Here is a 24,393-nt window from a genome sequence, read left to right on the forward strand (position 1 = left end):
CGGGAAACCCACCCCGCCCGAACCGGACACATGCCTCCGGAGCCCTACGAGGCCTTCGCCTGCTCCTGGTCCTGCTCCTGCGCCTGGCCCTGCGTGCCACGGGCGTCGTCGTCGGCGTCGTCCTCCTGGCTGCGGTTGGCGTCCAGGTTGGCCTTCGCCCGGTCGACCCGGCGCACGATGTTCTCGGAGGCCACGTCCCGCTGCTTGCGCAGGACGACGAAGCTGATCGGTGCCGAGAACACCAGGGCGAGCAGGATGATCCACAGTCCGTTGGAGTCGCCCAGGCCGCGCGGGGCGAGGCCGGAGTAGACGAGGCCCCAGACGACCAGGAGGCAGCCCACGAAGATCCCGAAGCGCATCAACGTGTAGCGGAGCATCTTCTTCCACTCTCCCGGACGAACGGCCAGAACATATCCCAAGGGGCTCTCAATGGGACACCTCCAGTGAAGCACGCCCGCGTCCGTACACCTGCGGCGGGGGCCCTGCACAGACACGTACATGACATTCTCGCTGAACCCGGACCCGGACCCGGACCCGGACCCGGGCCCCGGCCCGGAGCTCGCCCCGGACCCGGGATCAGGTCAGGGGCAGCAGCATGATGATGTCGTCCCGGTCGTCGTCCGGAGCCACCCTGATCGCACCGGGGACCCGGCCGACCTCCTTGTAGCCGCAGGAGCCGTAGAAGCGCTCCAGGCCGAGGCCGCCGCGGCAGGTGAGCCGGATCGCCTCGATGCCGGGAAGGGTGCGGGCGGCCCGCTCCGCGGCGGCGAGCAGGTCGCGGCCGTACCCCTTGCCCTGGTGGCGGGGGTGGACCATCACCGTGTACAGCCAGATCCAGTGCGTCATCAGGCGGTGGGTGTTGAGGGTGAGGAACGCCGTCGCGGCGACCCGCCCCTCCTCGTCGAACCCGACGAGGAGGCGGGACCGTCGCTCCTCCATCGCCACGAACTGCCGTACCAGCTCCGGCCGGACGTCCTCCCGGGTCACCGGCGGCACGAAGCCGACGGCTCCGCCCGCTTCGGTGACGTCCACCCACAACTCCAGGATGCCGTCACGGAGTCCGGGGGTGACGGGCGGATCCAGGGTGAAGGTCAGGGGCACGGGACGGGGGCTCTCCGGTAGGGGAGGGGGGCTCTCCGGCATGGAACGGGGGTTCTCCCTCAGACCCGCATCGGCTGCGGGGACTCGCGGCGGGCGGGGTCGGCGGCGTCGTACTCGCGGAGGATCTCGTACCGCGTGTTGCGCTCCACCGGGCGGAAACCGGCGTCGCGGATCAGGTCCAGCAGGTCGTCGCGGGTGAGCTTGTTCGGCGTGCCGAAGTCGTCCGCGTCGTGCGTGATCTTGTACTCGACGACCGAGCCGTCCATGTCGTCCGCGCCGTGCTGGAGGGCGAGCTGGGCGGTGTTGACGCCGTGCATCACCCAGAAGACCTTGACGTGCGGGACGTTGTCGAAGAGGAGACGGGAGACGGCGAACGTCTTCAGCGCCTCGGCGCCGGTCGCCATCTGCGTCCTGGACTGGAGGCGGTTGCGGATCTTGCCGTCCTTCATGTCCACGAAGTCGTGCTGGTAGCGCAGCGGGATGAAGACCTGGAAGCCGCCGGTCTCGTCCTGGAGCTCACGCAGCCGCAGCACGTGGTCGACGCGGTGGCGGGGCTCCTCGATGTGGCCGTAGAGCATGGTGCAGGGGGTCTTCAGCCCCTTCTCGTGCGCCAGCCGGTGGATCCGCGACCAGTCCTCCCAGTGGGTGCGGTGGTCGACGATGTGCTGCCGGACCTCCCAGTCGAAGATCTCCGCGCCGCCGCCGGTGAGGGACTCGAGCCCGGCGTCGATCAGCTCGTCGAGGATCTCGGACGCGGACATCCCGGAGATGGTCTCGAAGTGGTGGATCTCGGTGGCGGTGAACGCCTTCAGCGACACGTCCGGCAGCGCGGCCTTCAGCTCGCGCAGGGAGCGCGGGTAGTAGCGCCAGGGCAGGTTGGGGTGGAGTCCGTTGACGATGTGCAGCTCGGTGAGGTTCTCCGCCTCCATCGCCTTGGCGAGCTTCACCGCCTCCTCGATCCGCATCGTGTACGCGTCCTTCTCCCCCGGCTTGCGCTGGAAGGAGCAGTACGCGCAGGAGGCGGTGCACACGTTCGTCATGTTGAGGTGGCGGTTGACGTTGAAGTGGACGACGTCGCCGTTCTTCCGCGTCCGCACCTCGTGCGCCAGCCCGCCCAGCCAGGCCAGGTCGTCCGACTCGTACAGCGCGATGCCGTCCTCGCGGGACAGCCGCTCACCGGAGCGGACCTTCTCCTCCAGCTCGCGCTTGAGCCCGACGTCCATGCGGATACCTCTTTCCTGACTGTCTCGACTGTCCGGACCGGCCTCGACCGTCCGGACCCGGCCTTGCCTGTCCCGGCCGGCCCCACCGGCCGACCGTCCGGGCTTCTGCCCGCCCCGCCCGGCACGCGCCGGCTCCGCCCACCGTAACGCCCCGGCTACTGGACCTCTTCGGGCAGCTCACCGACGCGGTTCTCCCACTTCGTGGAGAGCACGATGGTGGTACGGGTCCGGGAGACGCCTTTGGTCCCGGACAGCCTGCGGATGATCCGCTCCAGCCCGTCCACGTCGGCCGCCCGCACCTTGAGCATGAAGGAGTCGTCGCCGGCGATGAACCAGCAGTCCTCGATCTCGCTCAGGTCCTTCAGCCGCTGCGCCACGTCCTCGTGGTCGGCGGCGTCGGAGAGCGAGATGCCGATCAGGGCGGTCACCCCGAGGCCGAGCGAGGCGGCGTCCACGGTGGCGCGGTAGCCGGTGATGACACCGGCCGCCTCCAGCCGGTTGATCCGGTCGGTGACGCTGGGCCCCGACAGGCCGACGAGGCGCCCCAGCTCGGCGTAGGAGGCCCGGCCGTTCTCTCTCAGGGCCTGGATGAGCTGCCTGTCCACCGCGTCCATGCGATCGAAGCCTTCCGCTGAAGAGGTCTGCACGTGATTGAGAATCGGTGAGTGGTACGTCGGGGTGCACCGGGGGACACGGGGACTGCGCCGGGGGTGCGGGTGCCGCTCAGGCGGTACGGGACGGTGATGACCCACCCCCGAGCTCGCCCTTCCAGCGGCGGTACAGCTCGTGCTCGACGCCCGCCGCGTCGAGCACGCGGCCGGCGACGAAGTCCACCAGGTCCTGGATGTGCGTCGCGCCCGCGTAGAAGGCCGGTGAGGCGGGCACCACGGTCGCGCCAGCGTCGTCGAGGGAGACCATGTGCCGCAGGGTCTGGCCGTTCAGCGGGGTCTCCCGTACGGCCACGACCAGTGTGCGCCCCTCCTTGAGGGTCACGCTCGCCGCCCGTTGCAGCAGGTCCTTGGACAGCCCGAGCGCCACCCCGGCCACGCAGGCCGTGGAGGCGGGCACGATCAGCATGCCCTTGCTCGGGTACGAGCCGGAGGAGGGGCCCGCGGCGAGGTCACCGGCGCCCCAGTGCCGTACGCCGTCGAGGTCCACGGTGAAGGTGTCCGGCTTGCCGTCCGCTCCACGGGACAGCCATTCCCGCAGGTCGTCGCGCCAGTGGGCGTCCCGGAAGGAGATGCCGGTCTCGTCCAGCAGGGTGAGCCGCGAGGCACGGCTGACGACGAGGTCGACGCTCTCCCCCGCCTGGAGGAGCGCACGGAGGACGGCCGCCGCATATGGCGTGCCGGAAGCGCCGGACACCCCCAGGATCCAAGGCGTTCGGGTCGTCTCTCCTGGCTTGAGATGGTTCACGACACCGAGCCTATCCGGCATCGTGGGAAGGGAACCGGCCAAGGGGTCCGGTCCGTTTCCCACGCGGACGATCGATGCGCCACGCGAGCGGGCGATCGATCCGTTTCCGGGGGACGATCAAGGCGAGGGGGTTGCCGTGTCCAACACGGATGTGCGGTGGTCGGGGCGCGAACGGGCGAAGACGGCGGCCGTGGTGATGGTGGCCTGGGTGGCGCTGCTGTGGCTGCTGGAAGTGGCCGACGTGGTCTCCGGTCACGCCCTGGACGACTTCGGCGTCGTACCGCGCACGACCTCGGAGCTGGTCGACGTCGTCCCCTCCGCCTTCGTCCACTTCGGCTTCGCCCATGTCGCGGCGAACAGCGTGCCGCTGCTGGTGCTCGGTTTCCTCGCCGCCCTCGGCGGCCTGCGCCGGTTCGCCGCCGTGTGCGCGCTGATCATCGTCTGCGACGGGCTGGGGGTGTGGCTCATAGCCCCGGCGCACACCAACACGGCGGGCGCCTCCGGCCTGGTCTTCGGCCTCTTCGGCTTCCTGCTGTGCAGCGGCTTCGTGGAGCGCCGGCCGATGGGCGTCGTCGTCGCCGTGCTGGTCGGCGCGGTCTGGGGCGGCTCGATCCTCGCGGGCATCGCGCCCGGTCAGACCGGCGTGAGCTGGCAAGGCCACCTCATCGGCCTGCTGGCCGGCGTGGCATCGGCCTTCCTGTTCCGGCGCGGACCCGTCCGCCGGGACGCGCTCACCTCCTGAGGCCGTGCGGGAGGCCGCGGCCGGCCTCCCGCACCGCACGCACACACGCGTCAGTGCGTCAGACCGTCAGCCCGCGCACCAGAAGGTCCAGCAGCGCGCAGACGAACAGCGCGATGCCGATGAAGCCGTTGACGCTGAAGAAGGCGCGGTTCAGGCGGGTCAGGTCGTTCGGACGGACGATGGTGTGCTCGTAGACGAAGGCCGCCGCGACGATCACCAGGCCGAGCCAGAAGAACGCGCCGGCGCCGGTGAGCACCGCGTACCAGACGAACAGGGCCGTCGTCACGGCGTGGCAGGCGCGGGCGCCCCAAATGGCGGCGGGGATGCCGAAGCGGGCCGGAACCGACTTCACGCCGACCTCGCGGTCGGTCTCCACGTCCTGGCAGGCGTAGATGAGGTCGAAGCCGCCGATCCAGATGCCGACCGCGAGGCCGAGGACGACCGCGTCCCAGGACCAGGAACCGGTGACGGCCAGCCAGCCGCCGACCGGGCCCATGGCCTGGGCGAGCCCGAGGATGGCCTGCGGGAAGTTCGTGAACCGCTTGCCGTACGGATAGACCACCATCGGGATCACCGCGACCGGCGCGAGGACCAGACAGAGCGGGTTGAGCAACGCCGCCGCGCCCAGGAACACCACCAGGGCGATGATCGCGCCGGTCCACGCGTGCCGGACCGACATCGCGCCGGTGACCAGCTCGCGGTGGGCGGTGCGCGGGTTACGGGCGTCGATCTCGCGGTCGATGATCCGGTTGGCGGCCATCGCGAAGGTGCGCAGGCCGACCATGGCGATCGTGACCAGGAGCAGCCGGCCCCAGTGGATGTTCTCGTCCCACTCGTACATCGCGGTGAGGGCCGCGATGTAGGCGAAGGGCAGCGCGAACACGGAGTGCTCGATCATCACCAGGCGCAGGAAGGCCTTCACCCTGCCGGTCGGCCGCGGTGCCGCCCCCGAGTCCACGATCCCGTCGGCGGTGGTCATCATGCGAGGCTCCCGAGGAACGCGTCGAGGTCGGCCAGCAGTCCGGCGACCGGCAGCGGCCCCGTCTCCACCGTCAGCGGCGTCCCGGCGTCGTCGTCGGACGGGTCTTCGGGCGGGGTGAGGTGCACGGTGAAGGCGTAGGCGTCCGCCGCGGCCGGGCGGGCGTCCAGTCGCAGCAGCGCGCCGCCGTCGACCGTGAACGGCTCGCCCGTCCCGGCGGCCAGCTCGGCGCGCAGCTGTTCGGCGAAGTCGGCGGGCTCCGTGTCGCGCACCCCGGGCAGTTCGAAGCCGCCGCCCTCGCCGTCGTGCTCGGTCAGGACCGCCCAGGTGTCACCGGCGCCCGCGAACTCCTCCGGCGAGACGCCCGCCTGCTCGGCGGCCTGCCGGACTCCGGGGTCGGCCGGGTCCAGCTCGGGACGCACGAGGGCCACGTAGTCGGTGTCGGTGCCGATGAAGAGGGCCGGGCCGCCCGCGGCGACGGGACTCACAGTCCGTACTCCTTCCAGCGGCGGTCGACCAGCGCGGCCGTGGCCGGGTCGGACTCGACCATGTCGGGCCAGCCGCCGTCGCGCGTGTACCCCTCCTCGGGCCACTTCTTCGTCGCGTCGATGCCCGCCTTGCCACCCCAGAACTGCTGGTAGGAGGAGTGGTCGAGGTGGTCGACCGGGCCTTCGACGATGCTGAGGTCGCGGGCGTAGTCGGTGTTGCCGAGGGCCCGCCAGGCGACTTCGTGCAGGTCGTGGACGTCGCAGTCGGAGTCGACGACCACGATCAGCTTGGTCAGCGACATCATGTGGGCGCCCCAGACCGCGTGCATCACCTTCTGCGCGTGCTTGGGGTACTTCTTGTCGATCGAGATGATCGCGCAGTTGTGGAAACCGCCGGCCTCGGGGAGGTGGTAGTCCACGATGTCCGGAATGATGATCTTGAGGAGCGGGAGGAAGAAGCGCTCGGTGGCGCGGCCAAGCGGCCCGTCCTCGGTCGGCGGACGGCCGACGACGATCGACTGGAGCAGCGGGCGCTTGCGCATGGTGACGCAGTCGATCTTCAGTGCGGGGAACGGTTCCTGCGGGGTGTAGAACCCGGTGTGGTCGCCGAAGGGGCCCTCGGGGAGCATCTCGCCCGGCTCCAGCCAGCCCTCGATGACGACCTCGGCGTGCGCCGGGACCTGGAGCGGGACCGTCTTGCAGTCGACCATCTCGATCCGCTTGCCCTGCAGGAACCCGGCGAAGAGGTACTCGTCGATGTCGCCGGGGAGCGGCGCGGTGGAGGCGTACGTCACGGCGGGCGGGCAGCCGAAGGCGATGGCGACCGGCAGCCGCTCACCGCGCCGGGCGGCCACCTGGTAGTGGTTGCGGCTGTCCTTGTGGATCTGCCAGTGCATGCCGATGGTGCGCTTGTCGTGGCGCTGGAGCCGGTACAGGCCGAGGTTGCGGATGCCCGTCTCGGGGTGCTTGGTGTGGGTGAGGCCCAGGTTGAAGAAGGAGCCGCCGTCCTTGGGCCAGGTGAACAGGGCGGGGAGCTGTTCGAGATCCACGTCGTCGCCCTGGAGGACGACCTCGTGCACCGGGGCGTCCTTCACCTTCTTCGGCGGTACGTGGGTCATCGAACCGAGCTTGCCGAACGCCTCGCGCATGCCCACGAAGCCGTTGGGCAGCTCGGGCTTGAGCAGACCGCCGATCTTCTCGCTGATCTCCGCGTACGACTTCAGGCCGAGCGCCTTCAGCAGACGGCGGTCGGTTCCGTACACGTTCATCGCGAGGGGCATGCTCGAGCCGCGCACGTTCTCGAAGAGCAGTGCGGGACCGCCGGCCTTCTGCACCCGGTCGACGATCTCACCGACCTCGAGGTACGGGTCGACCTCGGTCTTGACTCGCTTGAGGTCGCCCTCGCGGTCCAGAGCCCTCAGCAGGGAGCGAAGATCGTCGTAAGCCATGGGGTCAAGTATCCCCGAGCGGCTACCCTTGCCCTGTACCTGGGGGCCGTGGCCGTGCCGACACCCCCGACGATCCTTCTCTGGAGAGGCCCATGCTCAGGGTGTTGATGTTCCTCGTCCCCCTCGCCCTGAGCGTCTACGCGTTCATCGACTGCATCAGCACGAAGGACGAGGACATTCGTCACATGCCCAAGCCGCTGTGGGCGATCCTCGTGCTGCTGTTCCCGCTCGTCGGTTCGATCTCGTGGATCCTCGCCGGCAAGAAGCGGCACCCCGCGGGCACCGGCGCCGGCTCCGCCTGGAGCCGGGGCGGCGGCCGGCAGCAGTGGGTGGCCCCGGACGACAACCCCGACTTCCTGAAGTCCCTCGGCGAAGAGAAGAGCGGGCCCGGGGAGAAGGGCCTCGACCCCGACCCGGATCCGAGCAAGGACAAGGGCAAGGACAAGGGCAAGGGCAAGGAACGGGACGAGAAGCCCGAGACCGACTGAAGCACCTCGCCCGCCGCAGGACGGACGCCTCGGGCTCGGGTCGGCTCACCCGCGGCCGGCGCGCCGGCCGGCTTGTCCGGTCCTTCTCGTCCCGCGCCTCCACGGCCGGGAGAAAAGCGCCCTGCTCGACGGTCTCGGGACGCGGCGGTGCGTCCGCCCCTGCGTTCCGCGGGACTTGTCCCGGTGCGGGCCGGAACATGGTGACGGCCTGGAGGCGCCGAGCGCGGGGAGGCCGAGCGGTGGGGGGCGAGGTGCGGTTCCGGTCCGTCGATCTGGCGCGGTCGGCCGGGGTGTCGACGCAGCAGATCCGGAACTACGAGGAGTCCGGGGTGCTGCCGCCCGCGCCGCGGACCGAGTCCGGGTACCGGGTGTTCGAGGAGGTGCACCGGCAGGCGCTGCTGGTGTTCCGGGCGCTGATGAAGGGGTACGGGCCGGTGACCGCGACGCCGGTGATGCGGCGGGTGCACGGCGGGGACGTGCCGGGCGCGCTGGCGCTGGTCGACGCCGCGCATGCCGCGCTGCACGAGGAGCGGGTGGCGCTGCGTGCCGCGGACGAGGCCCTGCAAGCGCTGGCCGGCGCCGGACCCGCCGCGTCGTCCCGCCCGGCGCTGCGCATCGGGGAGGTGGCCGGGCTGCTGGGCGTACGGACGTCGGCGCTGCGGGTGTGGGAGGCTGCCGGACTGCTGACGCCCCGGCGGGAACGCGGCACCGGGTACCGCCTGTTCGATCCCGCCGACGTCCGTGACGCCCGGCTCGTCCACACCCTGCGGAACAGCCACTACCTGTTCGACCGGATCCGCCCGGTGCTGGACGGGCTGCGCCGGGAGGGCAGCAGCGAGGCGCTGCGGGCGGCCCTCGTCGCGCGCGGCGAGGCGCTCACCGCACGCACGCGGGCGATGCTGGAGGGCGCGGGGGCCCTCCACGCCTACCTGGGGTTGGTCACTGCCGGGGATTCCGCCGGTGGTTCTGCCGGGGATTCTGTCGATGGTCCCGCCAGGAGTTCTGCGGGGGATTGAATTCCGTCGCCCGGCCGGCCCGTCATCGGCCGTGGAGGTCGAGCGGGTTCGGGGAGACTGGCCGCCATGGAGCCGATGGAGCCGATCGATGCGGAAACGGCCCGTGCCTGGCTCGCCCCCGCCGTCGCGGAGGCCCGTGCCGGGCTCGCCGAGGGCGGCGTTCCCGTCGGCGCCGCGCTGTACGGGGCCGACGGGACCCTGCTCGGCCGGGGCCGCAACCGCCGGGTGCAGGACGGTGATCCGTCGGTGCACGCGGAGACGGCCGCCTTCCGGGCGGCGGGACGGCAGCGTTCGTACCGCGGGACGACGATGGTGACGACCCTGTCGCCCTGCTGGTACTGCTCCGGTCTGGTCCGGCAGTTCGGCATCTCGCGGGTGGTGATCGGCGAGGCGGCCACCTTCCGCGGCGGGCACGACTGGCTCGCCGAGCACGGCGTGCGGATCGTGCTGCTGGACGATCCCGAGTGCGCCGCGATGATGCGGGACTTCATCGCGCGGCGCCCCGAGGTGTGGAACGAGGACATCGGGAGGTGACGAAGGCCGGTTCCCGTGCCCGGTGTCCGGGGTACGGGAACCGGCCTTCGCGGACGGTGCCTCGGGGTGCCGCTCAGAAGCCGATGGCGGTGAGGGCGTTCATGCCGACGTCGGCGTAGGAGTGCTTGCCGGAGACGAAGATGTTCACGCCGTAGTAGTTGAACAGCCAGCAGCCGAAGGCGAGCAGGGCCAGGTAGGCGGCCTTGCGGCCCTTCCAGCCGGCGGTGGCGCGGGCGTGCAGGTAGCAGGCGTAGGCGACCCAGGTGATGAAGGACCAGGTCTCCTTGGGGTCCCAGCCCCAGTAGCGGCCCCAGGCGTCGCCGGCCCAGATGGCGCCCGCGATGATCGTGAACGTCCACAGCGGGAAGACGGCCGCGTTGACGCGGTAGGAGAACTTGTCGAGCGAGGCGGAGGCGGGCAGCCGCTCCAGGACCGAGGTGGCGAAGCTGCCGGGCTTGCCACCGCGCGCGAGCTTGCTCTCGTAGGAGTCCTTGAACAGGTACAGGATCGTGCCGACCGCGCCGACGTAGAAGACCGCGCCGCACAGGATCGCGGTGGAGACGTGGATGTACAGCCAGTACGAGTCGAGCGCGGGGACCAGCTGGTCGCTCTCGGTGTACAGGACGGTGACGGCCAGACCGAGGTCGAGGAGGACCGTGGTGGTCAGGAACAGGCCGAGCCAGCGCACGTTCTTCTTCAGGGCCAGCAGCAGGACGTACACGCCGACGGCGGTCGTGGTGAAGGTGATGTTGAACTCGTACATGTTGCCCCAGGGCGCCCGCTGCACGGACAGCGCCCGGGTGAGCACTCCGCCGAACTCGACCAGGAAGGCGAGCACGGTGAGGGAGACGGCGATCCGCCCGTAGAGGTCGCCCTGCGCGTCCCCGCCGTGCGCCCCCGGCCCGTCGGGCACGTCCCGCGCGCCGGCCGCGGCCCGTACGACGACCTTCGGCCGCTCCAGTACGGCGGTGCCGCCCTCCTTCTTCACGGTGACGGCGGGTGCCTTCCTCGCCGCCTCCCCGCGGGGGGTGAGTGCGGCGGCGGTGCGGGCGACCTTGCTGCGGCTGCCGAAGATCCATTCGGCGATGTACGCGAAGAAGGCCAGGGTGTAGACCGCCATCGCGGAGTAGATCAGGACGTTGCTGATCTCCGCGAGGTTCTCGTTCTGCGCGGCGGCCAGGCTCGTGGCGGTGACCAGATCGGGTGCGGCTGCGAGAGTCACGGCTTCTCAGCCCCTTCGGCAGGTACGGCTTGAGGGTCGGGGGAATCGGGGGGACCCGACGAACCGGATGGATCGGACGGATCGGATGGTTCGGGGGAAGGCTCGGGGTCCGGGGCGCCCGGGGCCTGGTCGTAGAGGATTCCGGCGAGGTCGCCGAGTTCCTCGGGCACGGTGGCGGACTCGCTGCGGCCGAGCCCGGCCATCTCGACGACGGTGACGCCGTCGGGGCCCTCGACCGCACGCACCCACACCCGGCGCCGCTGGATGAACAGGGAGCCGGCCAGACCGGCGATGGCGACGAGGGAGCCGCCGAGGGCCCAGCCGCCGCCCGGTTCCTGGACCATCTGGAAGCCGGCCCATTCCCTGACGTCCTTCTCGAAGGTGACCGAGCCCGCTCCGCCCGGGAGGGTCATGGTCTCGCCGGGCGTCAGCATCTTCTTGAACAGCTCGCCGTCGGAGTCCTTGAACTCCTTCATCTTGGTCTTGTCCATCTGGTACACGCTCTGCGGAATGCCCGAGTCGGCCTTCAGATCGCCGTGGTAGGCGGACAGCGCGAGCACCGGATAGTCGAGGCCCGGGAACTGGGAGAGCATCGTGCCGCTCTGAGAGCCGCCGAAGGTCGGCACGAAGAAGGCGTTGAAGCCGAGCTGCTCCCTCTCGCCCTCGGCGTTGCGGTAGCCGTCGAGGACCTTGACCACACCGGAGGAGGTGACGTTGGAGTCGAGCGGCAGCAGCGGCACGGCGTCCTTGAAGACCACCTTGCCGTCGCCGTCGCGGACGGTGACCACGGGCGCGTAGCCGTGGCTGACGAGGTAGACCTTGGCGTCGCCGATCCGCAGCGGCTCGTTGACCTTGACGGTGGTCTTCTTCTCCTCGCCGTAGGCACCCTCGTTGTAGGTGAGGTCGGCCTCGTAGGTGCGCGGGGTTCCCTTGTTGGGGCCGGTGCGCTCGTAGGTGCCCTTGAAGTCCTTCAGGTCGAAGCTGAACGGCTCGAGGTCCTCGTCGACGGAGAAGAGGTTGCCGAACTTGCGGTCGTCGTACTGCGGGATCGCGTTGGAGAAGCCCTGGCCCTCGACGATCAGCTTGTTGCCCTCGAACTTGAACAGCTGTCCCCAGGCGAAGGCGATCAGCATCACGATCAGGGCGAGGTGGAAGGCGAGGTTGCCGGCCTCGCGCAGGTAGCCCTTCTCGGCGGCGACGGCGTCACCGACGCGGTGGGCGCGGAAGCGGCGCTTCCGCAGCAGGGTGAGCGCCGCCTCGCGGACCTGCTCGGGATCGGCTTCGGTGCGCCAGGTGGTGTACGCGGGCAGCCGGGTCAGGCGCTTGGGGGCGCCCGGCGGGCGGCCGCGCAGCTGGCCCACGAACTGCCAGGTGCGGGGCGTGATGCAGCCGATGAGGGAGATGAACAGCAGGATGTAGATCGCCGAGAACCACACCGAGCTGTAGACGTTGAACAGGCCGAGCTTGTCGTAGATCGGCGCGAGGAACTCGTGCTGCTCACGGAAGTCGGCGACCCGGGTCTGGTCGACTCCGGTCTGCGGGACGAGCGAGCCGGGGATCGCGGCGAGCGACAGCAGCAGGAGCAGCAGCAGCGCGACCCGCATGGAGGTGAGCTGCCGCCAGAACCAGCGGGCCCAGCCGATGACGCCCAGGGCGGGCAGGTTCGGCAGGTCCTCCTTGGGCGCGGTGGACAGCTGGGAGCCGGCGGCGCCCAGATCCTGGTCCTGTTCCCGCTCCCGGGCAGCCGCGTCGGACGCGGCGCCCTCGGATCCCGCCGGGGTGTGCTCCGGCCCGGTTTTGGATGTCGTGCTCATCGACGTCAGATCCCCACAGTGAAGCCGTTGGACCAGGTCTGCATCTCGACCACGAGGCTGTCCCACACCCCGGTGAGCAGCAGCACGCCGGTCAGGATCATCATCGTGCCGCCGATCCGCATGACCCAGACGTAGTGCCGCTTGACCCAGCCGAAGGCACCGAGCGCCTTGCGGAAGGCCACGGCCGCGAGGACGAAGGGCAGACCCAGCCCCAGACAGTACGCGACCGTCAGTACGGCCCCGCGTCCGGCGCTCTCCTGCTGCGCGGAGAGCGTCAGCACGGAGGCGAGGGTGGGGCCGATGCAGGGCGTCCAGCCGATGCCGAAGAGGGCGCCGAGGACGGGCGCGCCGGCCAGGCCGGCCGCCGGACGCTTGTGGAAGCGGAACTCGCGCTGGGTCAGCCAGGGCATCATCCCCATGAAGAAGACGCCCATGAGGATCATGAGGACGCCGAGCACCTTGGTGAGGATGTCCGACTGTTCCTGCAGCGTCTGCCCGAAGTAGCCGAAGAAGGCCCCGCCGGAGACGAACACGACGGTGAAGCCGAGGACGAAGAGCGAGGCGCCGGCGAGCATCCGGCCGCGCCGGGCCTCCGCCAGGTCGGTGCCGGACACTCCGGTGACGTAGGAGAGGTAGCCGGGGACCAGCGGCAGGACGCAGGGCGAGAAGAAGGAGACGAGCCCGCCGAGCAGGGCGATGGGCAGCGCCACCAGCAGGGCGCCGTTGAGCACCGTGCCGTTGTAGGCCGGGTCGGCGGCGAGGTGCGCCGTCCCGGCGGAAAGGGCGCCCACCTCGGTCGCGAGCGTGGTGAGGGCGGTCACGTCACTTCTCCGCGAGGACCGGCTTGAGCATCTTCAGCAGCCGTTCCTCGCTGAGCGCGGTCAGCGAGCGGGCCGCGATCCCGCCGTCCCGGTCCAGGATCAGGGTGGAGGGGATCGCCTGCGGGTTGAGGGTGCCCTTCTCGAAGCGGAGCATCAGCTTGCCCGTGGGGTCGTACAGGCTCGGGTAGGTGATGCCGAAGTCCTTCTCGAAGGCGAGTGCCGAGCCGGCGCTGCTGTCACGGGTGTTGATACCGACGAACTGCACGCCCTGGTCGGCGTACTCCTCGGACACCTTGGCGAAGTACTTGGCCTCCGCGCGGCACGGGTTGCACCAGGAGCCCCACACGTTGAGGACGACGACCTTGCCCCGGAAGTCGGCGACGTCGAGGGGTTCGCCCTCGAGGGTCTTGCCGGACAGGCTGGGCGCGGTGGCGCGCTCGCCCTTGTCGGCGGTGGAGATGCCGTCGGTGCCGGTGACGAAGTTGGTGTTGCCGCCCCCGTCCGATGCTCCGCCGGAACCGCATGCGGTGAGCAGCAGCGCGGCCGCCGCGGTGCCCGCGGTCACGACGGCACGACGACGGGCGCGGAGGCGCGGGACGCGCACGTGGAGGTCACGGACGCCGGGGTCATGGACGCCGGTGGCGCTGTTCGAGCGCTGGGGGGCACGGCTGGCGGCACTCATGTGAAAAGTTTCGCATGTCCGTTCCGGGGATCTTGGGCACCCCCCTTGCGGGTGGAATCCCGCATATCAGGCGCCGCTCGCGGCCCCCGCTCCCGCGCCCGCCCCGGTCCCCGTCCCCGCGGTGCCGCCGGAGCCGCCCGTACCGCCGGAGCCGCCCAGGAAGTCCTTCCAGCCCCCGGCCGGCTCCTGTCCGACCCCCAGTGTGCGCAACTGCTCCAGCATCTCGGGCTTCTGCACGTCCAGCCAGTCGGTGAACTGCCGGAAGGAGACCATGCGGACGTCGCCGCCCTTCTCCTTCTCCCGCGCGATGTGCTTGATGGCACCCTCGACGGCGTCCATGTAGATGCCGCCGTTCCACTGTTCGAAGTGGTTGCCGACGAAGAAGGGCGCCCGGTTCGTCTCGTATGCCCGCTTGAATCCCGATATGAGCGCCTGAGTGGCCTGTTCCCGCCAGGCGGGGTGGTGGCGCGCGGGCGCGTTGGTGGAGTTGACGGACTGGTTGGCGAGGATGTTGTAGTCCATCGACAGGACCTCGAAGGACCGCCCGGGGAACGGTATCTGCTGCAGGGGCAGGTCCCACATGTCCTGGCGCTTCGACGGCCAGACCTGAAGGCCGCCGGGCGAGGAGGCGTCGTAGCGCCAGCCCAGGTCGCGGGCGGTGGTCAGCAGGTTGTCCTGGCCGAGCAGACAGGGCGCACGGCCGCCGACGAGTTCCTTGTCGTAGTCGAACGGCAGCGACGGCAGGTCCGTCCAGCCGGAGTTGGTCCGCCACTCCTTCACGAACGACTTCGCCTGGTCTATCTCGCTGCGCCACTGCTGCGGCGTCCAGTTGCCGACGCTGCCGGAGCCTGCGCAGAAGTGGCCGTTGAAGTGGGTGCCGATCTCGTGGCCCTCGAGCCAGGCGCGGCGGACGTTCTTCAGCGTGTCCTTGATGTGGTCGTCGGTGAGGTAGCCGATGTCGGAGGCACCGCGCGGGTTGTTCGGCGGGTCGTACAGCCGCTTCTTCGACTCGGGCAGCAGATAGACGCCGGAGAGGAAGAACGTCATGTGCGCGTCGTGCTCCTTGGCGAGGTCCAGGAAGCGCGGGAAGAGGCCGTTGCCGACCTCGCCGGCCCCGTCCCAGGAGAAGACGACGAACTGCGGCGGGGCCTGACCCGGCTCCAGCGGCACCGGCCGGGAGGGCTGGTGGGGCTGCTTGCCGGTGAAGGAGGTGGAGCCGTCACCGATCGGCCGGGCGGTCTTCGTCGGCTCGGGCTTCCCGGAACGGTCGCCCCCCGCGGAGCCACCGCCCTTGGAGTCACCGCCCTTGGAACCGCCCGTACGCCCCGAGCCCGTTTCGCCGCCGCAGCCGGCCAACGTGACAGCCGCGGCGGCCCCTGCGCCGAGTCCGAGCATTCCCCTGCGGGTGAGCGCGCGCATGACATCCCCGATCGTCACGTCCTCCGGTGGTCACTTCTTCAGAGGACGTGACGGGAACAAAAGTTCCTCACCCCGTGCGAAGGTTCCGCAACGAACGTCACGAGAGTGTGCCGGGCCGTCAGGTGCGCGGCCCACCCGGGCGGGCCGCGCCGGGGCTAAGCCCCGAAGGCCTTGCCCTGGGGGGCGCCCCTGCCCTTCACCGGCTTGGCGCCGGCGAGGAGATGGGCGGGGACGAGATCGCGGGCCGGCTCGCTGTAGCCGACGGAAACGATTTTGTCGCCCAGGTAGGTGAAGGTGGTCAGCGAGGCGAGGGTGCACTGCCGCTTGCGCGGGTCGTGCCACAGCCGCCGCTTCTCGACGTAGGACCGCACGATCCAGATCGGCAGCTGATGGCTGACCAGCACCGCCTCGTGACCGCGCGCCGCGTCCTTCGCCGCGTCGAGCGCGCCCATCATGCGGACGACCTGCTCGACGTACGGCTCGCCCCAGGACGGCTTGAACGGGTTGACGAGGTGCTTCCAGTTCTCGGGCCGGCGCAGTGCTCCGTCGCCGACGCCGAAGGTCTTGCCCTGGAAGACGTTCTCGGCCTCGAGGAGCCGGCTATCGGTGGCGATGTCCAGGCCGTGGGCCTTGGCGATCGGCTGGGCCGTCTCCTGGGCCCGCTCCAGCGGGGAGGCGCCGACGTGGACGATGTCGCGGGGGGCGAGGTACTCGCCGACCCGGTCGGCCATCCGCCGGCCCAGCTCGGAGAGCTGGTAGCCGGGGAGCCGGCCGTAGAGGACACCCTCCGGGTTGTGGACCTCGCCGTGCCGCATGAGGTGGACGACGGTGAGGTCCCCGTTCCCCGTGCTCCCCGCGCCCGCGCTCTCGTCCGTGCTCTTGTCCGTGCTCTTGTCCGTGCCGTCGCTCATGCCGTCGCCTCCGCCGCCGCTCGGGCCGCCGCGGGAAGGGCGTCGGCGATCCGCTGGACGGCCCGGTCGTCGTGCGCGGTGGACACGAACCAGGACTCGAAGGACGAGGGCGGCAGGTAGACGCCGTTCTCGAGGAGGGAGTGGAAGAAGGCCGTGTAGCGGAACGACTCCTGCGTCTTGGCGTCCTCGTAGTTCCTCACCGGCCGGTCGGTGAAGAAGACCGAGAACATGTTGGAGGCGTTCTGCAGCGTGTGCGCGACGCCCTCCTTGGTGAGCGCCTCGGTGACGAGGGAGCGGATCCGCTCCGAGACGGCGTCGACCTTGTCGTACGCGGCGTCGTCGAGCAGTCGCAGCTGGGCGAGCCCGGCGGCGGTGGCGACGGGGTTGCCGGAGAGGGTGCCGGCCTGGTAGACGGGCCCGGCGGGGGCGAGGTGGGCCATGACGTCGGCCCGCCCGCCGAAGGCCGCGGCCGGGAAGCCGCCGCCCATCACCTTGCCGAAGGTCATCAGGTCGGGCCGTACGCCGTCGACGCCGAACCATCCGGCGCGGCTGGTGCGGAACCCGGTCATGACCTCGTCGGAGATGTACAGCGCGCCGTTCGCGGCGCAGGCGTCCTTGAGCCCCTGGTTGAACCCGGGCAGCGGCGGTACGACGCCCATGTTGCCCGGGGACGCCTCGGTGATCACGCAGGCGATCTCACCGGGGTGCGCGGCGAAGGCGGCGCGTACGGCGTCGAGGTCGTTGTAGGGCAGGACGATCGTGTCGCCGGCCTGGGCGCCGGTGACGCCGGGGGTGTCCGGCAGGGCGAAGGTGGCGACGCCCGACCCGGCGGCGGCGAGCAGCGCGTCGACGTGGCCGTGGTAGCACCCGGCGAACTTGATCACCTTGGCGCGCCGCGTGAAGCCGCGGGCGAGCCGGATGGCCGACATGGTGGCCTCGGTGCCGCTGGACACCAGCCGGACCTGCTCCAGCGGCTCGATCCGGGCGACCATCTCCTCGGCGAGCGCGACCTCGCCCTCACCGGGTGTCCCGAAGGAGGTACCGCGCGCGACGGCGTCCTGCACGGCGGCGATCACCTCGGGGTGCGCGTGCCCGAGGATCATCGGCCCCCAGGAGCAGACGAGGTCGACGTACTCCCGTCCGTCGGCGTCGGTCAGGTACGGGCCGGTGCCGGACACCATGAACCGGGGCGTGCCGCCGACGGCCCGGAAGGCGCGCACCGGTGAATTCACGCCACCGGGGGTGACGGCCGCGGCACGATCGAACAGCGCCTGCGAGGCTTGGGCTTCGTACGGGTAGGGCAGTTCGCTCATGACCTGCGACTTCTCCGGCATCTCCGACATCTCGGACTCGGGCTGCGAGTGACCTGTTCAGGGTAGGCCAGACGCGGGCGGGGGCCGGAGTCCGGCGCCCGCCGGGCCCGGGGCGGTAACGGCACCCCTCGCCCGAAGCCCTCCGTGGGACCGGGTGAGTAATCCGGCCCCACCTGCCCGTACCACCCCTTCGTACAACTGTTTCGCACGCCTGTTTAGTACGGCCGCCCCCCGCGGCCGTTCACGGACGCGGGTATTCGGTCTCCCGCAAGAGCATCCGGTCCCGATTCGCCCGTGATCTGCGAAACTGGCGTGGGAGTGCACACGGTTCACCCGGTCCGGGGCGGCCGGGGGCTGAGAAGGACCCGCGGGCAGATGCAGCACCGCACGTTTCGGCGGGCGGCCGTGGGGGAGGTCACTGACACGATGATCGGGTTGCGCGGCGGGGCCACGCGGCCTAGAAAAGCAGTCGGGTGGAGATATGCATCGCGGTGGCGGACTGGGCGAGGGGACTGACGACCTCGGTCCTCGACGTTCCCGGCGGGGAAGGCACCGGCGCGAGGCGGAAGAGGTGGACGAGGCCCGACGGGCACACGGTGCTCCGGGTGGGGCCGAGTCGATCGACCCGTCGAGTGCGGGGAGCAGGAATGGTGGTCGAGTGGGGGTGACCTACAAATACTTCGGCGCGCCGGACGGCGCCACCGCCGCCCGCGTCCCGATCTCGATGCGCCCCGAGGAACTCGGCGGCGACGAGCTCGGCATGGGCGGCATGTTCACCAAGATCAAGCCGGAGACGATGGCCGCCATGGTCCTCACCGGCATAGAGGGTGTCCCCCTGCACAAGGTGCCGCCGCTGGAACTGGTCGTCCTGCACCCCGACTACGCGGTCGTGAAGCTCCCGATGACGGCCGTCGACCCCCTCCGCGACATAGGCGAGGAGGCAGTGGGCGCGGCCGCCTTCATCTGGTCCACGGTCCCCGACCGCGGCGGCCCCAGCGACGCGTTCAACGTCTACCGACTGCTCCACGAGTGGCAGGACTTCTCACACCGGCTGCATGAGGCGGGGCACCAGCCGTATTGCCTGGTGTGGCCCTGATCGAGGGCTTCACGCATACCGGGCGGGACTTTCGGGTCCCGCCCTCTTCATGTCCGCGTGCCGGAAGGGGCCTTCAGGCGGCCGGACCGCATTGCGGGCACATGGGTTCCGCCCAGGGCACCGATGTGTCCCGGGCGGCTTCGTGACCGGCGTCGCCGTCTCCACCATCCCGGCCGGTCCCTGAGCTCCCGCCCCTGCCGGACGCAGCCGGCCGGGAGGTCCCCTCCGAGAAGCTCCGTCCGGCACGGGGCGCCCACCCCCCGCACCGGACGGATCGGCCAACCCAGCCCCTCCGTACCGAGGGGGGCGAGGCGGACGGTGCGCCGCCCCCTCGGCGATGCGGGCACCCCTGCCCTCCGGTGCCGCAGTGGACGCCCGGAGCCTTGGAAGAAGCATCGGAAACGGGATCATTCCACCTCGAAAAATACCCCCCTGGGTATTCCTGTTAGGGTGAAGGACAGATACCCCCGGGGGTACACCGTTCCGGGAAGGAGCCATACCTGTGTTCTTCATCGACACTCTGGAGTTCGAGGGCCTGGGCAACCGCAGCTACCTGGCCGGCGGTCCGCAGGCCGCGGTCGTCGTCGATCCGCCGCGCGACGTCGACCGGGTGATCGCGGCCGCTGCCCGGCGGGGGGTACGGATCGCGTACGTGGCGGAGACGCACGTGCACAACGACTACGTCACCGGCGGCCTGGACCTGGCCCGCCTCACCGGCGCCCGCTACCTGGTCCCGGCCGCCGCGGACGTCTCCCACTCCCGTACTCCCGTCGCGGACGGCGACACGGCCGAGGTGGACGAGCACCTGGTGCTGTGCGCGATCGCCACCCCGGGCCACACCCCGCACCACACCTCCTACGCACTGGAGGAGAACGGACGCGCGGTGGCGGTGTTCACCGGCGGCTCGCTGCTGATCGGCTCGGTGGGCCGTCCGGATCTGGTGGAGCCCCGGCTGACCGAGCGGCTGGCCCGTGCCCAGCACGCCTCCGTCCACCGGCTCGTGGACGCGCTGGACGACGAGGTACCGGTGCTGCCCACGCACGGGTTCGGAAGTTTCTGCTCCTCCTCCCAGGCCGAGGGGGAGGCGACCACGATCGGCGGGGAACGCACCGACAACGACGCCCTCACTCTGGACGTGGACACCTTCGTCGAGCGGATGCTGTCCGGACTGGAGGACGTGCCCGCCTACTACGCGCACATGGGCCCGGCCAACGCCGACGGCCCCGCACCCGTCGACCTGACCCCGCCCGAGCCCGCCGACGCCGCACAGATCGCGAAGCGGCTGGCGGCGGGTGAGTGGGTGGTGGACCTGCGCAGCCGGGTCGCCTTCGCCGAAGGGCACGTGGCCGGCTCCTTCAACTTCGAGGGCGACGGCAAGCTCGCCACCTACCTGGCCTGGCTGATCCCGTGGGGCAAGCCCGTCACCCTGCTCGCCGGGACGCCCGCGCAGATCGCCGACGCGCAGCGGGAGCTGGTCAGGGTCGGCATCGACCGGCCGGCCGCTGCCGCCACCGGCGACCCGACGGACTGGGTGCGCGCCGGGGAGGAGCTCGCCTCGTTCCCGCGGGCGACCTTCGCCGACCTGGCCGCCGCCCTCGAACGGGGTGAGCAGGTGGTGGTGCTCGATGTGCGTCGCGACTCCGAACGGGCCGAGGGACATGTCGAGGGCTCGGTGCACATCCCGGTCCACGAACTGCGCAGCCGTCTCGGCGAGGTTCCGGACGGCACGGTGTGGGTGCACTGCGCCGGTGGGATGCGCGCGGCGATCGCCGCCTCCCTGCTGGACGCGAGCGGGCGCCGGGTCGTCGCGGTCGACGACGGCTTCGAGGCCGTCGCCGGCGCGGGGCTGACCCTCACCCGCCCGTGAACACCTTGCTCCCACCCGCACAGCGAAGGCATGTGATGTTCCTCCTCCGCCGCGGCTCCGGCCGCCTCACCCCCGAACAGGTCCACGCCCGCAGCAGCGCCGGCACCGCCGCCCTGCTGGACGTACGCGAGACACCCGAGCGGCGGGCCGGGCACCGCTCGCAGCAGGCCGCCGAGCTGCCGGCCGCACGGGGCGTCGACGCCGTGGACGTCACCGGCGGCATGAACACCCGGGCCGGGGCAGGACGGCCGGTGGCCGAAGAGCGCGGACAAGGCGGCCGCACAGCGTGAGCGCCCTGGTCCTGGCCCTGATCGCGGGGGCCGTCGTCGGCCTGGCGCTGGGTGCCCTCGGCGGCGGCGGCAGCGTCCTGGCCGTCCCGGTCCTGATCTACCTGCTCGGCTTCACCCCCGCGGCAGCCACCACCGCAAGCCTGCTCATCGTCACCGCCACCTCGCTGACGGCCCTGTACGCCCACGCCCGCGCCGGTCATGTGCGCTGGCGGGCCGGTGCGGCGTTCGCCGCCGCCGGCGTCCTGCCCGCGGCGCTGGCCGGAGCCGCTGCCGCCCGCCTGCCCCAGACGGTCCTCACCGCCGCGTTCGCCGTCATCGCCGCCCTGGCCGCGGCCCGCATGCTGCGGCCGGCCACCACCGGATCCGGGGCCGGCAACCGGCGGACGCACCCGGGAAAGGCCGCGGGAACCGGCGCCGGGCTGGGCGCCCTGACCGGTCTGCTCGGGGTGGGCGGAGGCTTCCTCGCCGTCCCCGCCCTGGTCACCGTGCTGGCCTTCGAGATGCAGGCCGCCGTCGGCACCAGCCTGCTGGTCATCACCGTGAACTCCCTGGCCTCCCTGGCCACCCGCTCCGGCGCCGCCGTCACACTCGACTGGGCGGTCATCGGTCCGTTCACGGGGGCCGCGATCCTGGGCGCCTGGGACGGCAGACGCCTCGCGGACAAAGTCTCCGGACCCCGCCTCCAGCGGGTGTTCGCGCTGGTACTGCTGGCCGTGGCCGCTTTCATGCTCGCCGACACGCTGACATGACCCGCACCTCGGACAGACCCGCACCTCAGGCAAGGGAGAGGAAGAGCTTCTCCAGCCTCGCCCGCATCTGCTCCCGGTCGCCGGCCTGCTGCCCGCCCTCGGCCAGGCAGTGCTGCAGACCCGTGGCGATGATCGCGAACCCGGCCCTGTCCAGCGCCCTGGAGACCGCGGCGAGCTGCGTGATCACGTCCTCGCAGTCCCGGCCGTCCTCGATCATCTTGATGATCCCGGCGATCTGCCCTTGAGCCCGCCGCAGCCGGTTGAGCACGCTTTTGAGCTCGTCGGCCGCCATCTCCAGCTCCACGTTTCCTCCTGAATCGATACCCCCTCGGGTATTCTAGTCCGTTTGACACCCTCCGAGAAAAGGAATCCCAGCACGTGAACACCCCCACCGCTCTCGACCCCGCCCAGGCCGCCGACGAGCTGCACCACTACACCGTCATCGACGTACGCACCCCCGGTGAATACGCCTCCGGCCACCTCCCCGGCGCCCACAACATCCCCCTCGACCACCTGCGCACCGCACTCCCCGCCCTCAAGACGGCGGCCGCCCGCGGCCGGCTGCTGATGGTCTGCGCCTCCGGCAACCGCTCCGCCACCGCCTGCGAACAGCTCGCCGCCGCCGACATCCCCGCCGCCACCCTCACCGGCGGCACCACCGCCTGGATCCAGCAGGGCCACCCCGCCGACCGCGACACCGGCAAGGCCGCCTGGCCCATGGAGCGTCAGGTGCGCCTCGCCGCCGGAGCCCTGGTCGTCACCGGCCTCGCCCTGGGAACCCGGTATCCGTCCGCCCGGCGGCTGTCCGCCGCCGTCGGCGCCGGCCTGGTCTTCTCCGCCGCCACCAACACCTGCGGCATGGCCGCCCTGCTCGCCAAACTCCCCCACAACCAGCCCCGCGCCACCGACCTCGACGCCACCCTCGACGCCCTCGGCCGGTAACGCCCACCGACGCCCCCTGGGCGCCCGGGGTCTTCCGTCCGGAGCAGGCGGTGGACACCGCCGCGCCCGGGACACCCTCGCCGGTGCGGGGTGTCCCGGGCGCGGTCCCGGTGGGGATGGGCGTCAGTGATGGGCGTGGACGACGGCGTGCCCCTTGCCGCGGCCGATCATCCACTTGTTCACCGGCGTGGTGACCAGGAAGGCGACGACGAAGCCGCCCAGCAGTGACGACCAGAAGAGCCCCTCGGACAGGTGGGCGTCCATCGCGCCCGGGACCAGGGCGATGATGCCGTTGTCGACGAGTTCCATCACGGCGATGGAGACGGTGTCGGCGGCGAGCGCGACCTTGATCGCGGCCTTGAGGCCCAGGCCGGCCCGGCGCACCGCGAACAGCGTGAAGGAGTAGCCGAACACGAAGGCGAGCACGATCGCCAGGGCCATGGTGGGCACGTTGCCCCACAGCAGGGCGGTGCCGATGGCCATGCCGAGGATCTCGCCGACGGCACAGCCGGTCAGGCAGTGCAGGGTCGCCCTCGCCGCCGTCGCCCACGACGTCCCGGACGTATGCCCGCCGTGGCCGACACAGCCGGAGTGGTCGGCGTGGTCGACATGGTCGGCGCGGTCGGCGTGGTCGTGTCCGGCACCGGCGTGGTGCGCTGCGTGGTCCATGACCTTCATCCCCCTTCGCGTCCAGTGTGGTCCCTTGCATCGCCGGGTTCCACACCCTCAACCACATACCCCCCTGGGGTATTTCGGAGGTGGCGTTCCACCTACCGGGACGGCCGGGGCGAGGCCGCACCCGCCACCCGCGAGGCCCTGCACCCGTACGGCGCCAGGGGTTCGTCCGGCAGCAGTCGACCGGTCCACGCACGACCGCAGCCGGTCGCGCACACCGGAACCCACCAGGGTCCGCGGCACTCGACGCGACGCCACTCGACAGTCGAGACGGCCTCACATGGCGCCACTCGACAGTCGAGACGGCCTCACATGGCGCCACTCGACATCACATGACGCCACGTGGCGCCACACGGCGCCATTCGGTGCCACATGGTGCCAGTCAAGCGCCACACGGCGCCATCGAAGCCGACATCAGCCACTCCGGCGCCATCCCGGCACCTTTGCGCACCGCCCCACCCCCCTGCCCCCACCTGCGGAAACCAAGGCCGCAGGGGATTCGCGACACCATCGCGAGGCGCCAACTCGCCATCCGGGCTTGCCAATGGTGCCAAACAGGTGCCACTATGGCGTCATGGATCTCACGCCGTATGTCGACACCCTCCGCCGGGAACTCGCGGTGGCCGCCGAAGCCGGTGGGGAGGACGCCCGCGAACTGGCCGAGCGGCTGACCGCTCCGCTGGAGTCGGCGACCAGGCTGACACTGCTGAACGTGCTGTCCGCCGCCATGGACGAGATCACCCGTGAACTCGCCCCCGGCTCGGTCGACGTACGGCTGCGCGGACTCGACCCCGACTTCGTCGTGACACCGCCGCCGGGTGACGCCGGTTTCGAGAGGCCGGCCGGCCGGCCCGAACCGCTGAAGGCCCCGGCCCCGGTGCCCGCCGACGAGGACGGCACCACCGCGCGGGTCAATCTGCGCCTTCCGGCCCCCCTCAAGGCGCGCGCCGAGGAGGCGGCCGCACGCGAGGGCCTGTCGGTCAACGCGTGGCTGGTGCGCGCGGTGAACTCGGCCGTCGAAAGCGGCGACATCCGAGCCCGCTCCACCACGTCGAACAGGAGCGGCGGACAGCAGTACACCGGCTGGGTGCGCTAGGCCCCACCCGGGCCCGGACCGCACCGCACCGCCGTACGGACACAGACTTCGAGAACTTCGC

At 71.1% G+C, this 24,393-nt stretch carries 27 protein-coding genes; 10 read left to right on the plus strand and 17 right to left on the minus strand.

The genetic code is table 11. The features are described 5' to 3' along the window. Nucleotides 1-44 precede the first annotated feature (44 nt). The 5 genes from ACIF80_RS04520 to ACIF80_RS04540 form a co-directional block, all read right to left on the minus strand. Nucleotides 45-377, minus strand: coding sequence for a DUF4229 domain-containing protein (locus tag ACIF80_RS04520; protein ID WP_399799468.1), 333 nt, complete (start codon nucleotides 375-377; stop codon nucleotides 45-47). 199 nt (nucleotides 378-576) lie between these two features. Beyond that, a complete protein-coding gene (locus tag ACIF80_RS04525; protein ID WP_399799159.1) occupies nucleotides 577-1,101 on the minus strand; it encodes a GNAT family N-acetyltransferase in 525 nt (174 codons plus the stop codon). 59 nt (nucleotides 1,102-1,160) lie between these two features. Next, nucleotides 1,161-2,324: an aminofutalosine synthase MqnE gene (gene mqnE / locus ACIF80_RS04530; RefSeq protein ID WP_399799162.1), complete on the minus strand. Its 1,164-nt coding sequence runs from the start codon at nucleotides 2,322-2,324 to the stop codon at nucleotides 1,161-1,163. A 155-nt stretch (nucleotides 2,325-2,479) separates the two neighbouring features. Then, a complete protein-coding gene (locus ACIF80_RS04535) occupies nucleotides 2,480-2,938 on the minus strand; it encodes an Lrp/AsnC family transcriptional regulator (RefSeq protein ID WP_055595914.1) in 459 nt (152 codons plus the stop codon). Nucleotides 2,939-3,047: 109 nt separating this feature from the next. Further along, nucleotides 3,048-3,740, minus strand: coding sequence for a UbiX family flavin prenyltransferase (locus ACIF80_RS04540; protein ID WP_399799164.1), 693 nt, complete (start codon nucleotides 3,738-3,740; stop codon nucleotides 3,048-3,050). 196 nt (nucleotides 3,741-3,936) lie between these two features. Between ACIF80_RS04540 and ACIF80_RS04545 the strand changes: the two genes are divergently transcribed. Continuing rightward, nucleotides 3,937-4,482: a rhomboid family intramembrane serine protease gene (locus ACIF80_RS04545; RefSeq protein ID WP_399799470.1), complete on the plus strand. Its 546-nt coding sequence runs from the start codon at nucleotides 3,937-3,939 to the stop codon at nucleotides 4,480-4,482. A gap of 58 nt (nucleotides 4,483-4,540) precedes the next feature. Here ACIF80_RS04545 and mqnP read toward each other — a convergent pair whose 3' ends face one another. Genes mqnP through ACIF80_RS04560 form a run of 3 tightly spaced genes read right to left on the minus strand, consistent with a single transcriptional unit; the run spans nucleotide 4,541 to nucleotide 7,397 of the window. After that, entirely contained in the window at nucleotides 4,541-5,464 is a 924-nt protein-coding gene (gene mqnP, locus ACIF80_RS04550) for a menaquinone biosynthesis prenyltransferase MqnP (protein WP_399799167.1), read from the minus strand. Continuing rightward, nucleotides 5,461-5,949, minus strand: coding sequence for a hypothetical protein (locus ACIF80_RS04555; protein WP_399799169.1), 489 nt, complete (start codon nucleotides 5,947-5,949; stop codon nucleotides 5,461-5,463). The genes mqnP and ACIF80_RS04555 overlap by 4 nt, the downstream gene beginning before the upstream one ends. Continuing rightward, the gene (locus tag ACIF80_RS04560) at nucleotides 5,946-7,397 is read right to left on the minus strand and encodes a menaquinone biosynthesis decarboxylase (RefSeq protein ID WP_399799171.1); all 1,452 of its coding nucleotides are present in this window, start codon (nucleotides 7,395-7,397) and stop codon (nucleotides 5,946-5,948) included. The genes ACIF80_RS04555 and ACIF80_RS04560 overlap by 4 nt, the downstream gene beginning before the upstream one ends. Before the next feature lie 92 nt (nucleotides 7,398-7,489). On the opposite strand from ACIF80_RS04560, the gene ACIF80_RS04565 reads away from it, so the two are divergent. From ACIF80_RS04565 to ACIF80_RS04575, 3 genes are all read left to right on the plus strand, one after another. Further along, nucleotides 7,490-7,885: a PLD nuclease N-terminal domain-containing protein gene (locus ACIF80_RS04565; protein ID WP_399799174.1), complete on the plus strand. Its 396-nt coding sequence runs from the start codon at nucleotides 7,490-7,492 to the stop codon at nucleotides 7,883-7,885. Nucleotides 7,886-8,082: 197 nt separating this feature from the next. After that, nucleotides 8,083-8,901, plus strand: a complete 819-nt coding sequence (locus ACIF80_RS04570; RefSeq protein ID WP_399799177.1) for a MerR family transcriptional regulator — start codon at nucleotides 8,083-8,085, stop codon at nucleotides 8,899-8,901. A 75-nt stretch (nucleotides 8,902-8,976) separates the two neighbouring features. Beyond that, nucleotides 8,977-9,435 (plus strand): nucleoside deaminase, encoded by a 459-nt coding sequence (locus ACIF80_RS04575; protein ID WP_399799179.1) that lies wholly within the window; start codon nucleotides 8,977-8,979, stop codon nucleotides 9,433-9,435. 73 nt (nucleotides 9,436-9,508) lie between these two features. Here the strand turns inward: ACIF80_RS04575 and ccsB are convergent, their stop codons facing one another. The 7 genes from ccsB to hemL form a co-directional block, all read right to left on the minus strand. Continuing rightward, nucleotides 9,509-10,657 (minus strand): c-type cytochrome biogenesis protein CcsB, encoded by a 1,149-nt coding sequence (gene ccsB, locus ACIF80_RS04580; protein ID WP_399799182.1) that lies wholly within the window; start codon nucleotides 10,655-10,657, stop codon nucleotides 9,509-9,511. Then, nucleotides 10,654-12,471 carry a cytochrome c biogenesis protein ResB gene (locus ACIF80_RS04585; RefSeq protein ID WP_399799185.1) on the minus strand — a complete coding sequence of 606 codons (1,818 nt, stop codon included), beginning with the start codon at nucleotides 12,469-12,471 and terminating at the stop codon, nucleotides 10,654-10,656. Before ACIF80_RS04585 ends, ccsB begins: the two co-directional genes overlap by 4 nt. 5 nt (nucleotides 12,472-12,476) lie before the next feature. Further along, nucleotides 12,477-13,262, minus strand: coding sequence for a cytochrome c biogenesis CcdA family protein (locus ACIF80_RS04590; protein WP_399799473.1), 786 nt, complete (start codon nucleotides 13,260-13,262; stop codon nucleotides 12,477-12,479). A 31-nt stretch (nucleotides 13,263-13,293) separates the two neighbouring features. Further along, on the minus strand, nucleotides 13,294-13,974 hold the full coding sequence (locus tag ACIF80_RS04595) for a TlpA family protein disulfide reductase (RefSeq protein WP_399799188.1): 681 nt from the start codon (nucleotides 13,972-13,974) through the stop codon (nucleotides 13,294-13,296). A 66-nt stretch (nucleotides 13,975-14,040) separates the two neighbouring features. Then, entirely contained in the window at nucleotides 14,041-15,393 is a 1,353-nt protein-coding gene (locus ACIF80_RS04600; RefSeq protein WP_399799191.1) for a polysaccharide deacetylase family protein, read from the minus strand. A gap of 155 nt (nucleotides 15,394-15,548) precedes the next feature. Continuing rightward, complete coding sequence (locus ACIF80_RS04605) at nucleotides 15,549-16,208, minus strand: histidine phosphatase family protein (protein ID WP_399799476.1); 660 nt, start codon at nucleotides 16,206-16,208, stop codon at nucleotides 15,549-15,551. A gap of 92 nt (nucleotides 16,209-16,300) precedes the next feature. Continuing rightward, nucleotides 16,301-17,617 (minus strand): glutamate-1-semialdehyde 2,1-aminomutase, encoded by a 1,317-nt coding sequence (gene hemL, locus ACIF80_RS04610; RefSeq protein WP_399799478.1) that lies wholly within the window; start codon nucleotides 17,615-17,617, stop codon nucleotides 16,301-16,303. Nucleotides 17,618-18,098: 481 nt separating this feature from the next. Here hemL and ACIF80_RS04615 point away from each other — a divergent pair, with 481 nt between their 5' ends. From ACIF80_RS04615 to ACIF80_RS04630, 4 genes are all read left to right on the plus strand, one after another. Continuing rightward, nucleotides 18,099-18,713 (plus strand): hypothetical protein, encoded by a 615-nt coding sequence (locus tag ACIF80_RS04615; protein ID WP_399799193.1) that lies wholly within the window; start codon nucleotides 18,099-18,101, stop codon nucleotides 18,711-18,713. 502 nt (nucleotides 18,714-19,215) lie between these two features. After that, nucleotides 19,216-20,580 carry a rhodanese-like domain-containing protein gene (locus tag ACIF80_RS04620; RefSeq protein WP_399799196.1) on the plus strand — a complete coding sequence of 455 codons (1,365 nt, stop codon included), beginning with the start codon at nucleotides 19,216-19,218 and terminating at the stop codon, nucleotides 20,578-20,580. 35 nt (nucleotides 20,581-20,615) lie between these two features. Continuing rightward, entirely contained in the window at nucleotides 20,616-20,870 is a 255-nt protein-coding gene (locus tag ACIF80_RS04625) for a rhodanese-like domain-containing protein (RefSeq protein WP_399799198.1), read from the plus strand. Further along, nucleotides 20,867-21,619 (plus strand): sulfite exporter TauE/SafE family protein, encoded by a 753-nt coding sequence (locus ACIF80_RS04630; RefSeq protein WP_399799200.1) that lies wholly within the window; start codon nucleotides 20,867-20,869, stop codon nucleotides 21,617-21,619. Before ACIF80_RS04625 ends, ACIF80_RS04630 begins: the two co-directional genes overlap by 4 nt. 25 nt (nucleotides 21,620-21,644) lie before the next feature. On the opposite strand, the gene ACIF80_RS04635 is transcribed toward ACIF80_RS04630, so the two are convergent. Continuing rightward, entirely contained in the window at nucleotides 21,645-21,923 is a 279-nt protein-coding gene (locus tag ACIF80_RS04635) for a metal-sensitive transcriptional regulator (protein WP_399799202.1), read from the minus strand. A 74-nt stretch (nucleotides 21,924-21,997) separates the two neighbouring features. Between ACIF80_RS04635 and ACIF80_RS04640 the strand changes: the two genes are divergently transcribed. Further along, complete coding sequence (locus ACIF80_RS04640; RefSeq protein ID WP_399799204.1) at nucleotides 21,998-22,561, plus strand: rhodanese-like domain-containing protein; 564 nt, start codon at nucleotides 21,998-22,000, stop codon at nucleotides 22,559-22,561. Between the two features lie 123 nt (nucleotides 22,562-22,684). Here ACIF80_RS04640 and ACIF80_RS04645 read toward each other — a convergent pair whose 3' ends face one another. Further along, entirely contained in the window at nucleotides 22,685-23,230 is a 546-nt protein-coding gene (locus tag ACIF80_RS04645) for a DUF4396 domain-containing protein (RefSeq protein ID WP_399799206.1), read from the minus strand. Nucleotides 23,231-23,810: 580 nt separating this feature from the next. On the opposite strand from ACIF80_RS04645, the gene ACIF80_RS04650 reads away from it, so the two are divergent. Continuing rightward, nucleotides 23,811-24,332 carry a toxin-antitoxin system HicB family antitoxin gene (locus ACIF80_RS04650; RefSeq protein WP_399799209.1) on the plus strand — a complete coding sequence of 174 codons (522 nt, stop codon included), beginning with the start codon at nucleotides 23,811-23,813 and terminating at the stop codon, nucleotides 24,330-24,332. Nucleotides 24,333-24,393 lie beyond the last annotated feature (61 nt).

Source organism: Streptomyces sp. NPDC085927, from assembly GCF_044540975.1.
In the GTDB taxonomy this organism is placed as follows: Bacteria; Actinomycetota; Actinomycetes; order Streptomycetales; family Streptomycetaceae; genus Streptomyces; species Streptomyces hirsutus.